This window comes from Dickeya undicola (genome assembly GCF_000784735.1).
In the GTDB taxonomy this organism is placed as follows: domain Bacteria; phylum Pseudomonadota; class Gammaproteobacteria; order Enterobacterales; family Enterobacteriaceae; genus Dickeya; species Dickeya undicola.
This window is the reverse complement of sequence record NZ_JSYG01000004.1, coordinates 247944-260757: the sequence shown is the minus strand read 5'-3', so window position 1 is coordinate 260757 and position 12814 is coordinate 247944. Positions and strand designations below refer to the sequence as shown.

At 54.9% G+C, this 12814-nt stretch carries 9 protein-coding genes; 8 read left to right on the top strand and 1 reads right to left on the bottom strand.

The annotated features are described in order from the left end of the window. The first annotated feature begins 48 nt into the window (after nucleotides 1-48). The 6 genes from OB87_RS02025 (at nucleotide 49) to fdoI (ending at nucleotide 8197) form a co-directional block, all read left to right on the top strand. Entirely contained in the window at nucleotides 49-534 is a 486-nt protein-coding gene (locus tag OB87_RS02025) for a YlaC family protein (RefSeq protein ID WP_033567755.1), read from the top strand. A 124-nt stretch (nucleotides 535-658) separates the two neighbouring features. Continuing rightward, the gene (locus OB87_RS02020; RefSeq protein ID WP_072025408.1) at nucleotides 659-1384 is read left to right on the top strand and encodes a glutamine amidotransferase; all 726 of its coding nucleotides are present in this window, start codon (nucleotides 659-661) and stop codon (nucleotides 1382-1384) included. 28 nt (nucleotides 1385-1412) lie between these two features. After that, nucleotides 1413-2834: an aminotransferase-like domain-containing protein gene (locus tag OB87_RS02015; RefSeq protein ID WP_033567754.1), complete on the top strand. Its 1422-nt coding sequence runs from the start codon at nucleotides 1413-1415 to the stop codon at nucleotides 2832-2834. A 775-nt stretch (nucleotides 2835-3609) separates the two neighbouring features. Then, on the top strand, nucleotides 3610-6660 hold the full coding sequence (fdnG, locus tag OB87_RS02010) for a formate dehydrogenase-N subunit alpha (protein WP_072025407.1): 3051 nt from the start codon (nucleotides 3610-3612) through the stop codon (nucleotides 6658-6660). 15 nt (nucleotides 6661-6675) lie between these two features. Further along, nucleotides 6676-7578 carry a formate dehydrogenase subunit beta gene (fdxH, locus tag OB87_RS02005; RefSeq protein ID WP_033567753.1) on the top strand — a complete coding sequence of 301 codons (903 nt, stop codon included), beginning with the start codon at nucleotides 6676-6678 and terminating at the stop codon, nucleotides 7576-7578. Continuing rightward, on the top strand, nucleotides 7565-8197 hold the full coding sequence (fdoI, locus tag OB87_RS02000) for a formate dehydrogenase cytochrome b556 subunit (protein WP_033567752.1): 633 nt from the start codon (nucleotides 7565-7567) through the stop codon (nucleotides 8195-8197). The genes fdxH and fdoI overlap by 14 nt, the downstream gene beginning before the upstream one ends. Before the next feature lie 376 nt (nucleotides 8198-8573). Here fdoI and OB87_RS01995 read toward each other — a convergent pair whose 3' ends face one another. Further along, nucleotides 8574-9878, bottom strand: coding sequence for an MFS transporter (locus tag OB87_RS01995; protein ID WP_033567966.1), 1305 nt, complete (start codon nucleotides 9876-9878; stop codon nucleotides 8574-8576). 308 nt (nucleotides 9879-10186) lie between these two features. Here OB87_RS01995 and fdhE point away from each other — a divergent pair, with 308 nt between their 5' ends. Both fdhE and OB87_RS01985 read left to right on the top strand, forming a co-directional pair. Continuing rightward, the gene (gene fdhE / locus OB87_RS01990; RefSeq protein ID WP_033567751.1) at nucleotides 10187-11125 is read left to right on the top strand and encodes a formate dehydrogenase accessory protein FdhE; all 939 of its coding nucleotides are present in this window, start codon (nucleotides 10187-10189) and stop codon (nucleotides 11123-11125) included. A gap of 659 nt (nucleotides 11126-11784) precedes the next feature. Next, nucleotides 11785-12768 carry an alpha/beta hydrolase gene (locus OB87_RS01985; RefSeq protein WP_033567750.1) on the top strand — a complete coding sequence of 328 codons (984 nt, stop codon included), beginning with the start codon at nucleotides 11785-11787 and terminating at the stop codon, nucleotides 12766-12768. The last annotated feature ends 46 nt before the right edge of the window (nucleotides 12769-12814 follow it).

Here is a 12814-nt window from a genome sequence, read left to right as displayed (position 1 = left end):
GCCTGTGCTACCTTCTCGCACGAATAACGCTGTACCGGGAGGATTAGCGTGGACGAAGTCAAACGTATTCTGAGCGAAGAAATCGAGCGCCTGAACCGTGAAGAGCGGCGCGATAACCGTATCCGCTTCAGCCGTAAATTCATGGTGACGCATCCTTATTTGTTTGGCGGTATGCTGGTGAGTTATGTGCCGGTGGCGCTGATTCTGTGGTATGCGCCTTATTTCGGTGCGCCTTATGTGGTCGGGTTTACGCTGTTTTTGCTGCTGATGTCGCTGGCGATGTCGATGGATATCAACCCGCGCTACCGCTTCGAGGATATCGACGCGCTGGATCTGCGGGTCTGTTACAACGGTGAGTGGTACAACAGTCGCCATGTGTCACCCCAAACGCTGGCATTGTTGTTGCAAAGCCCGCAGGTGGCTGAGCCGGTTAAACAGGGTGTCACCAGGTTATTGCAGACCAAGGGTTACCTCTATTTTTACGACGTTTTTTCTCTGGCCTACCGCCCATCCGCACAGTCAATTCCCGGTTGAACGGTCGGTCACTGTCGGTTGCCTGGATGAGTAAAGTTCAACAGCACGAGGCGATGACAGGGCGTGTCTCGCGTGGTAGCTTCAACATTCATCTTGTTGAAAGTCCCGAGGCAAACCGCACGCCATGACGACGTTAACCGCGAATTTCTCCACTTCATCCCGTCGGCCTTCACTGCTTATCGTACAGATGGGTGAGCCGCCTGAACCTATCGCTCATGCGGTGGGTCAACAGGCCGACTGGTTTGGCACCGCGCTGGCTGATGAGGACGTAAGCCTGCATGTGGTACGGCCGGATGCGGGTGATGCCTTGCCAAACCCCGGTGAGCATGACGCTGCCATTATCAGCGGTTCCTGGTCGATGGTGACCGACCGGTTGGACTGGAGCGAACGCACCGCAGACTGGTTGCGACAGAGTGTGAGTGCCGGGCTGCCGGTGCTGGGGGTGTGCTACGGTCATCAGCTGTTGGCTCATGCGTTGGGTGGCACGGTAGCGGATAATCCGAATGGTCGGGAAATGGGGTTGAAGACCGTGACATTGCATGACGGTGCCGCGGAAGATGCGCTGTTGACGGCGATACCGACACAGTTCAACGCCTACCTCAGCCATCGTCAGTCGGTAGTGGCACCGCCGCCCGGTGCGCGGGTGCTGGCGACATCGGAGCAGGATGGGTGCCAGATTATTCGTTATACACCGCACACCTTATCTTTTCAGTTTCACCCGGAGATGGACTCAGCGGTGATGAACGCTTGTCTGCGCCACTGCGCGCTGCCGGAAATGGCCGACAGCGCCGAGCCAGTGTGGGCGCGGCGGTTGCTGCTGGATTTTGTTCGTCTGGCGTTGGCTCGCTGACGGGGTGTTCATTAAAGAGCGTTGAGCCATGGCGAAATTTGAACAGTTGGCCGATCAGATGCTGGCACAGCTACAAGCCGGTATCTGGCAACCGGGGGAGAAATTGCCGTCGCTGCGCGAAAAGGCGGTGCATTCCGGTCTGAGCCTGATGACGGTGCTTCATGCCTATCAACTGCTGGAAAGTCAGGGCTGGATCATTTCACGCCCGCAGTCCGGTTACTACGCTGCGCCACGGATCGAACGGCCCGTCGCGCCGCCCGCCAGTGGCGACGCGGTACACCTGACGGAGAATGTTGACGTCAACCGTTTTATTTTCGATGTGCTGCACGCCAGCCGCTCGCCCGGTGTGGTGCCGTTCGGTTCCGCCTTCCCCGATCCACGACTGTTTCCCCAGCGCCAGTTGACTCGCTCGCTGGCGACGGTGGCGCGCCGGATGCAGCCTGAAAACGCGGTGGATAACCTGCCGCCCGGTAACGAACGGCTACGTAAGCAGATCGCCCAGCGCTATGCGCTACAGGGGATTGCTGTCTCGCCGGATGAAATCGTGATCACCAGCGGCGCGATGGAGTCGCTCAATCTGAGCCTACAGATGCTGACCCGGCCCGGTGATTATGTGGTGGTGGAGTCACCGTCGTTTTACGGCGCGTTGCAGGCGATCGAACGTTTGCAACTGAAAGCGATTGCTATCGCTACCCATCCGCATACGGGTATCGACCTGGCGGCGTTACGTCAGGCATTGCACGATTACCCGATTCGCGCCTGCTGGCTGATGACCAATTTTCACAATCCACTCGGCTGCACACTGGCATGGGAGAAGAAGCAGCAACTGGCCGCGCTGCTGCGTGAGCATCAGGTGCCGCTGATCGAGGATGACGTCTACAGCGAGCTGTACACCGGTGCTCATCGCCCGCTGCCGGTCAAGGCGCTTGATAGTGACGGGCAGGTGCTGCACTGTTCGTCTTTCTCGAAGAATCTGGTTGCCGGATTCCGGGTCGGTTGGGTGGCAGCGGGGCGGTGGGCGCAAGGTATTCAGCGGCTGCAACTGATGAGCACACTTTCTGCCAGTGCGCCGATGCAACTGGCGGTGGCGGATTATCTGGCCACCAGCAGCTACGACAGCCATTTGCGGCGTTTACGGCGCACACTGGAGCAACGTAAACACCGGTTGTATCAGGCGATGAAAACGCATTTCCCCAGTGAGGTGGACATTTATTACGCCGAAGGTGGCTATTTTCTTTGGCTGGGGCTGCCGGAAGCGTTCAATAGCGTCGAACTGTATCAGCAGGCGCTGGCGCAAGGCATCAGTATTGCACCGGGTAGAATGTTCACCACCGGTGATAAATTTGACCGCTATTTCCGCATCAATACCTCTTTCGAATGGCAGGAGAAAACGGAGAGCGCCATCATCGCGTTGGCCGCGTTGCTGAAAAACGGACTGTCCTCTTCCTGACCTAAGTAAGTTCATCGGGATGAAATGAGAGACATCCTGTCTCTCACCAGAGGCCAGCCGTTGGCTGGTCAAATTCGTTCCCGACGAATTTGTCACTCGGTTGCCGCGTTACAAGGCTCAAATGAGCCTTGCCCTGAAGGGCCAACGCTTCGCGTTGTTCAACACGCAATACGTTTTGTCCTGCAACTCGAATTATTTTGGGTATATTTAATTTTCTGCTTTATTTATTTTTAACCTGACTGGTTTATTTATTTTCAGCCGGAATATTATCGTCGTTATTTTTTTATTCGTGACAGTCATTGTCGTTATTTTTTCGCGATGTTCGACGGCTTATAAATACATCACAGACAGTGCGTTCTATAAAAAACACTTAATTATTTCACATTGGAATAACGCCGGGGTGGCCGTTTTTTTGTTTTCGCTATGTAAAAAAATACACAGCGATGCAGCGTGTTAGCGTGATATGGTAATGAGAATTATTCTATTTAAGCGAGTGATAACGTTAAAAAACGACCTGACCGTGATGAATTGTGATGGATTTGTTGTTGTTGAGATAATTAATTGGCGCTTTTTTTTCATCAGTTCATAATACGTATGTTTGGTGGGGGTTTATGCGTTATTTCTGCCATCATCCATTCATATAAATAAAGCATTAATACATAAACACATAAATACGATGTATACCCGAATAAGTTGAGTTGCCGGGAAGACAACACACCTGCAATTCGATGTATGACGGGTATCGCTCTGAGTGATGTCGTGCGAGGAATCTCCCATGCAGGTCAGCAGAAGGCAGTTCTTTAAAATATGCGCAGGCGGTATGGCCGGAACCACGGTCACCGCGTTGGGCTTTTCTCCCAGTGTGGCATTAGCCGAAACGCGGCAATATAAATTATTGCGCGCCAGAGAAACCCGGAATAACTGCACCTACTGTTCAGTCGGGTGCGGGATTCTGATGTACAGCCTGGGTGATGGCGCCAAAAACGCCAAAGCGTCCATTTACCATATCGAAGGGGATCCGGACCATCCGGTCAGTCGGGGTTCTCTCTGCCCGAAAGGGGCTGGGCTGGTGGACTTCATCCACAGCGATCAGCGTCTGAAATACCCGGAATACCGTGCGCCCGGTTCCGACAAGTGGCAGCGCATCAGCTGGGAAGAGGCGTTAGAGCGCATCGCCCGGCTAATGAAAAAAGACCGCGATGCCAATTTTGTCGAAAAAAACAGCGCCGGTGTAACGGTTAACCGCTGGTTGACTACCGGGATGTTGTGTTCGTCAGCGGCCAGCAATGAAACCGGTATTCTGGACCAAAAATTTGCCCGTGCGCTGGGGATGATCGGCATCGATACCCAGGCGCGTCTCTGTCATGGCCCCACGGTTGCTGCGCTGGCACCGACCTTTGGTCGTGGTGCGATGACCAACAACTGGGTGGACATCAAAAACGCCAATGTGATTCTGGTGATGGGCGGTAACCCGGCAGAAGCCCACCCTGTTGGCTTCAAATGGGCGGTAGAGGCCAAGATTCACAACGGTGCCAAACTGATTGTGGTCGACCCGCGGTTCAATCGTTCGGCCGCTGTGGCTGACATGTACTCACCGATTCGCGCTGGGTCTGATATCACCTTCCTGCTTGGTGTTGTCAATTATCTGCTGAGCCATGACAAGGTGCAGATGCCGTATGTGAAGGCGTATACCAATGCCAGCCTGATCGTGCGTGACGATTACCATTTTGACGAAGGCATTTTCAGCGGTTACGACGAAAAAGAACGCAAGTACGACCGCACCTCCTGGCAGTACGAACTGGATGAGAACGGTTTTGCCAAACGTGACGACACCTTGAGCCATCCGCGCTGTGTCTGGAACGTGTTGAAAGAGCACGCCAGCCGCTATACGCCGGATCTGGTAACTAACGTCTGCGGCACGCCGAAGCAGGATTTCCTCACTATTTGTGAGCAACTGGCTTCCACCTGCGTACCGGATCGCACCGCTACCATTATGTATGCGCTGGGCTGGACGCAACACACCGCTGGCGCACAGATTATCCGTACCGCCGCGATGATCCAGCTGTTGCTGGGCAACGTCGGTATGGCGGGCGGTGGTGTGAACGCGCTGCGCGGCCATTCCAACATTCAGGGTTACACCGATTTGGGGCTATTGTCGCTGAACCTGCCGGGTTACATGCCGTTGCCGTCGGAAAAACAGACGTCACTGCAAAGTTATCTGGATCAGGTCACGCCAAAAGCGTTACTGCCGGATCAGGTCAACTACTGGAAGAACACCCCCAAATTTTTTATCAGCATGATGAAGAGTTTCTGGGGTGATAAAGCGCAGAAAGACAACGATTGGGGCTACGACTGGTTGCCGAAGTGGGACAAGAGCTACGATGCGCTGGCGTATTCCCGCATGATGCTGGATGGCAAAGTCAACGGCTATATCGTACAGGGTTTCAATCCGATGGCCGCCTTTGCCGACTCGAACCGAGCCCGTGATGCGCTGAAAAAGCTGAAATACCTGGTTATTATCGACCCACTGGCGACGGAAACCTCTAATTTCTGGCAAAACCACGGTGAGCTGAACGACGTTGATCCCAGCAAGATTCAGACCGAAGTCTTCCGCCTGCCGTCCAGCTGTTTTGCTGAGGAAAACGGGTCCATCGTTAACTCTGGCCGCTGGTTGCAATGGCATTACCAGGGGGCTGAGCCGCCAGGTGAAGCGCGTCATGATGGGGTGATTCTGGCGGGATTGTTCCTGCGCCTGCGTGAGCTGTACGCCAAAGAGGGGGGAGCCAACCCGGCACCGGTGTTGAACATGAGCTGGGATTATCTGGAGCCGGGCGATCCGTCCGCCGAGGAAGTCACCAAAGAGGCCAACGGTCGCGCGCTGGCGGATTTGTTCGATGACAAAGGCAACCTGCTGCTGAAGAAAGGGCAACTGCTGCCCGATTTCTCCCTGCTGCGCGATGACGGCACCACCGCCAGTTTCTGCTGGATTTACGCCGGTTCCTGGACCGAAGCGGGCAACCAGATGGCGCGTCGCGACAACGCTGACCCGTCGGGCCTTGGCTGCACGTCGGGCTGGGCCTGGAGCTGGCCGCAAAACCGCCGCATCCTTTACAACCGCGCCTCAGCAGACGAACAAGGTCGCCCGTGGGATCCGAAGCGTGAGCTGATCCGTTGGAATGGACAGAAGTGGACTGGTATCGATGTGCCGGACTTTGCCGCCACGGTGCCGCCAGGCAGTGCTGCGGGCCCGTTCATCATGAACGCCGAAGGGTTGGGCCGTTTGTTTGCTATCGACAAGATGGCGGAAGGGCCGCTCCCGGCACACTACGAACCACTGGAGTCGCCGCTGAAAACCAACCCGGTTTATAGCAAGGTTCAGGTGAATCCGGCTGCCCGTATCCTGCCTGCCGACCGCCCGTATATGGGAACGGTAGAGGAATTCCCGTTCGTCGCCACCACCTATTCGATCACCGAGTTGTTCCGTCACTGGACCAAGCACGCGCGCCTCAACGCCATCGTGCAGCCGGAACAATTTGTCGAAATCGGTGAAGGGCTGGCGAAACAAAAGGGGATTCAGGCTGGCGATGTGGTGAAAGTCAGCAGCAAGCGGGGATATATCAAGGCGAAAGCGGTCGTCACCAAGCGTATCCGCACCCTGATGATTCAGGGCAAACCGGTGGAAACCATCGGCGTGCCTTGTCACTGGGGCTTTGAAGGCACCACCCAGAAGGGCTTTATGGCGAATATCCTGACGCCACATGTCGGCGACGCCAACAGTCAGACGCCGGAATACAAGGCGTTTCTGGTCAATGTGGAAAAGGCGTAATCGCGGAGAAACACTATGGCAATGCAATCACAAGATATCATTCGTCGCTCCGCGACTAACTCACTGACGCCACCGCCGCAGGCCCGCAACCATAAAGAGCAGGTCGCTAAACTGATCGATGTGACCACCTGTATCGGCTGTAAAGCCTGTCAGGTGGCCTGCTCCGAGTGGAACGACATCCGCGATGACGTCGGGCACAACGTGGGTGTCTACGATAACCCGACCGATCTGAGCGCCAAATCCTGGACGGTCATGAAGTTTGCCGAGTTCGAGGAAAACGGCAAGCTGGAGTGGCTGATCCGTAAGGACGGCTGTATGCACTGCGCCGATCCGGGCTGCCTTAAAGCCTGCCCGTCGGAAGGCGCAATCATCCAGTACGCCAACGGTATTGTCGATTTTCAGTCCGAACATTGTATCGGCTGTGGCTACTGTATCGCTGGTTGTCCGTTCGACGTGCCGCGCATGAACAAGGACGACAACAAGGTGTACAAGTGCACCCTGTGCGTCGACCGCGTGGAGGTTGGGCAGGAACCGTCCTGCGTGAAGACCTGCCCGACCGGGGCGATTCATTTCGGCACTAAGGACGAGATGAAAGTGCTGGCGGCCGAACGGGTGAAAGACCTGAACAGCCGTGGTTACAGCAATGCCGGTTTGTACGACCCAGCCGGTGTCGGCGGCACGCACGTGATGTACGTGTTGCATCACGCCGACAAGCCGCAACTGTACAACGGTTTGCCAGCCAATCCGAGCATCAGCCCGACGGTGACCTTCTGGAAAGGCATCTGGAAACCGCTGGCGGCTATCGGTTTTGCCGCGACCTTCGCCGCCAGCGTATTCCACTATGTGGGGATCGGGCCGAACCGGGTAGAAGACGATGACGACGCGCACCACGAGGGCAAGCAGCATGAAAAAGAGTAATCGGATTCAGCGTTACAGCGCCCCCGAGCGCATTAATCACTGGATTGTGGCGTTCTGTTTTATATTCGCCGCATTGAGCGGATTGGGGTTCTTCTTCCCGTCGCTTAACTGGCTGATGAATGTGCTGGGTACGCCGCAACTGGCGCGCATCCTGCACCCGTTTGTCGGGGTGGTGATGTTTGTCGCTTTCCTGCTGATGTTTTTACGTTACTGGAAACACAACCTGATCGAGCGTAGCGACCTGGAGTGGGCAAAAAACATCCACAAGATCGCCCGTAACGAAGAGGTTGGCGATACCGGGCGCTACAACTTCGGTCAGAAATGCGTGTTCTGGCTGGCGATTACCTGTCTGCTGCTGTTGCTGGCGAGCGGGATTGTGATCTGGCGGCCGTACTTCGCACCGTCGTTCTCCATCCCGGTGATCCGGGCGGCGCTGGTGGTGCATTCGGTGTCGGCGGTAGGGTTGATCCTGACCATCATGGTGCACGTCTACGCCGCCCTGTGGGTGAAAGGCACTATCACCGCGATGGTGGAAGGCTGGGTATCCAGCGGTTGGGCGAAGAAACACCACCCGCGCTGGTATCGTGAGCTGCAATCCAAAGCGCAGGATAAGCACTGATCTACTCGGTGCTGTTGACAAACAGCGGTGTTGTTTTGTTGCTGGCGAACCTCTGTCAGAACAGTGGGAAGTTTCGTGCGTGATAACATTGGTTGTCCCTTTGCAACGCTATCGCACGCACGACAAGGAGAGGCTCAGCGCCGCCTCTCCTTGACCTCTGGCTGAGGGCTAAACCGTGCCGCTAGCGCGGTTCCTTCGGCATTCGCCTTCGCTGTTCGGGCCGCCCGTGACGCTCTCCCGGAGCGGCACGGGCTTTCGCGACGTCCTGTCGCTCACCCGGCGAAGTCGCCCACCTCAGCACGGTTTTGACGCCGTAAACCCCATCTCTACCAGTGACGTTTTTGGCATGATGTTGCCAGGTCGAACACAACCCAACTTAGCGATTTACCAGTTTCGCCGGTAGCGCCACTACCAACAGCGAGCTGAGCAGCAGACAGAAGGCGAAGAACCACAACGCGCCGTTGCCGCTGCCGGTTAGTTCCATCGCGAAACCCATGATCGAGTTGCTGACCAGACCGGCGATATTCGCCAGCGAGCAGGCCAGCGCAAAGCCGGTAGCGGCGGCAGCCCCCGTAAGGAAGGTGGCGGGCAGGCTGAAGAACACCGGTACGGTGCCAATAATGGTGGCTTGTGCCACAGAGAACAGCAGCACCGTTATCACGATATTTTGGGTAAAGAAGGTGCTTGTCACCATCGCCGCCGCGCCCAGCCAGAATGGCACGATGATGTGCCAGCGCCGTTCGCGCAGCCGGTCTGAGCTGGCACCAAGCAACACCATGCCTGCCAGCGCCGCGATACTGGGGATGGCTGTCAGCAGACCGATCTGCCCGAGATCGGCCACACCGGCTTTTTTAATAAAAGTCGGCAGCCAGAACCCCATGGCATAGGCGCACAGCAGTATCGAGAAATCGATGCCACCCAGCATCCAGACTTTCAGGTTGAGGAAGCCGTCGCGAAAGCGGTGTTTCAGATACGGCGCGTCACGGGCGTCGAGCGCCAGGTCGGCGCGCACCTGCGCTTTGTCCGTCTCGCTTAGCCAGCGCGCCTGCTCAATATCGTCTGGTAACAGCCAAAGGGTCAGCACGCCCAGCAGTACGCTTGGCAGACCCTCCAGCAGAAACATCCACTGCCAGCCGTGCAATCCATGAACCGCATCAAAATGTGACATGATCCAGCCTGACAGCGGGCCGCCCACCACGCTGGAAAGCGGTAGACCGATCATAAACAGTGCAATAATGCGACTGCGCCGCCAGGAGGGAAACCAGCGTGTCAGATAGTACAGGACACCCGGCAGAAAACCGGCTTCCGCCGCGCCAAGCAGAAAACGCAGCACGTAGAATTGAACCGGCGTGGTGATAAACATCGTCGCGGCGGACAGTAATCCCCAACTGATCATGATACGCGCGATCCAGATGCGGGCACCGACGCGTTGCAAAATCAGGTTGCTCGGCACTTCGAACAGAATATAGCCGACGAAAAATAGCCCGGCACCCAGACCGAAGGCGACGTCACTGAGCGCGAGCTGATTCGCCATCTGCAGTTTTGCCAGGCCAATATTGATGCGGTCAAGGTAAGCCGCAAGATAGCACAGGCACAAAAATGGAATCAGTCGCCAGGTGATTTTGCGGTAAACCGACGCGATAGCGCCCGGTGAAGGTGTCTGAGAATAAACGGCGGTCATATATGTCGTTTCCAGCATTAGACGGAGTTATCGTTATACCGTTCAGGCGGTGTCCCTTAACAGTGCGCATCTCTGGCTGATGTCCTTTCACCGCAAGCGACGTTCTAGCTGGTGAAAGATCAACATGTAATTTTGCGGTTGATAGCCGGTCGTGTCTATCCAGTTTGGCTGATGTTTTTTATGCTCCGGGTCGGCCCGGAAAATCACTCCTTATTGTGGGGAATAACCTGCTAACATGACGGCATCAAACGGGGCTGGCGTGTGCTCGCATGGCCTCTGTCACATGGATAAACAGGAAACATCACCTGATGAGTATTCGTATTGTGCCGCAGGAGCAATTGGCCGACAGTGAGAAAACCTCAAGCATCGGCACGATCCCTCCCTTGTTGTTCGCTAATCTAAAAAGCCTGTACAGCGGTCGTGCCGAGCGTCTGCGCCAGCTGGCGCAAGATCACCCCCTGGCGGATTACTTGCTGTTTGCTGCCGACGTGGTGGAGGCGCAGGAAAAAGTACGGCATGACCACCCACTGGATAAAGACTTGCTCGACCTGTTGCATGACAAGGTGCACAACAGCGTCGGACGTCCGCCGCTGGATGCCGCCACGTTTGCGCGCGATCCGCACTGGCATACTCTGCTGCGGGCGTTAATTGAGGAGCTGAAAGCGACCGCCAGCGGCCAGGTACTGACCACGTTGGAAAACCTGGAAAAGATGCCGGTACAGCAGTGGGACGAACTGGCGGACGCGCTGATCGCGCAGCAATTCACGCCGGAAAACAACGATAAGGCACCGTTCATCTGGGCAGCGTTGTCGCTGTACTGGGCGCAAATGGCGACCCGGCTGCCAGGGCGAGCGCAGGCCGAGCAGGGCGAGCATCGTCAGTTTTGCCCGGTATGCGGCAGTATGCCGGTTTCCGGCGTGGTGCAGATTGGCACCACCAGCGGCCTGCGCTACCTGCACTGCAACCTGTGCGAAACCGAATGGCATATGGTGCGCGTCAAATGCAGTAACTGTGAGCAGGCGGGTAAACTGAACTACTGGTCGCTGGATGATGAAAAGGCGGCCATCAAAGCAGAAAGCTGTGACGACTGCGGCACCTACCTGAAACTGTTGTACCAGGAAAAAGATCACCGGGTAGAAGCGGTGGCTGACGATCTGGCCTCATTGGTGCTGGATGTGAAAATGGAAGAAGAAGGGTTTTCCCGCAGCAGCATCAACCCATTCTTGTTTCCGGATAGTAACCAGTAGGCGGAATCATCCACCTGCTGGGGCAGCGCGGGGGCTTAGGCACCCGCGCTGAGGTTGCATTTCTCTTTTATTCTTCCTCGCGTTGTGTTGAGTAGAACGCCAGCGTGGTGTCCTGCAACTCGAATTATTTTGGGTATATGCCGTGTGATTCCCAAAATTAATTCATATCAGAAATTAACTTATTTTTAAAAAATATAATGAAATAAAATAACCAATATTATTTCTGCCGTTATTTCTTTTTGTTTTTTAATTTTAATGGTGCGAAGTCGTGGTCTGGGTATGTAGGCGTTTTTCCTCTTACCAACGAACAAGGCTGATTTTTTTATATTCTGAATGGCAAGTATAGTGACGTTGTTCAAAAGGTATTATTTGAACATGTCGTCATATTTCGCTTGCCGCCATGTCGGCTCTGTGACTCGGTTTATTTTACGTCTTTTTATTTTCGGCATTATGCCGCTACGAATGACCTGACTGATGGTGTTATTCCACAGTGATAAAAGTACGTGTTATTAACCTTGCCGTAAAAAGCCGACGTATTGCGTTATTCAATGCGCGATTCGGTTATTTTTCGGGAAAGAGTGAAATATGACTATCAGGAATAATCGCCTGGCAGGCGATTATAAAATATCTTCCCTAAATTATCTAAGGGCTTATTTATTATGACTAACGTAACGAATGTTAATGATCTGATGGGATATACTAAAGGCGCACAGGTTATTCGTGTTAAACCCGTACGCCAACAAATTGATGCGCTTAATGACATCGTTTATTCCCAGATTAAAAGCATACAAAAAGTACAGCAGTTGGAAATGTCGTTGCTTGTTCCACGTACGACGACACTTAAACCGGCGATTGTCTATTTCCCCGGTGGTGGCTTCGCTTCCGCGGCATATGCCAAATACATTGATGTACGTATGGCACTTGCGGAAGCTGGTTTTGTCGTCGCGGCGGCGGAATATCGTGTTATTGCCGACCAATACCCGGCGTTGATCGAGGATGCCAAATCGGCGGTGCGTTACTTACGTGAACACGCCGCAGAATACGGCATTGACCCGAACCGGATTGGTGTGTTGGGTGATTCCGCCGGTGGTTATGTCGCGCAAATGACCGGTGCGACGAATGGGCTGCGTAGCTTTGATAAAGGACGCTTTCTGGATAAATCCTCTGATGTTCAGGCGGTCGTTTCGGCATACGGCATTTCCAATTTGTTGAGCATTGGCGAAGGCCTTCCAGAAAACCTGCTCGTAGTGCATGATTCACCGGCGATAACGGAAGCGTTGTTGGTCAATGGCACGGCATTTGGGGATTTCCCCGGTGCCAGCATTACCAGCGATCCAGCTAAGGCGTTAAACGCCAGCCCGATGGGGCATATCAACGGGAAAAAACCGCCGTATCTCATTATGCACGGCAGTGCGGATACCGTCGTTTCACCGTTGCAGAGCAAGCACCTGTATGAAGCGCTGGTAGCGGGCGGCAACAAAGCGGAGTACCTGCTGCTGGAGGGGGCCGGTCATGGCGATATTAACTGGTTCCAGCCGACTATCATCAACAAAGTCGTCAGTTGGTTTAAACAAACGCTGGGGGAACCCATTCCGGCACCAACGGTGTCTGGCAGTGATGACTCGACTGAAGGTCGCCTGTAAGTAGGTGAAGCCCGTGCCAGATTGATGCTGGCACGGGCTGTGTCCG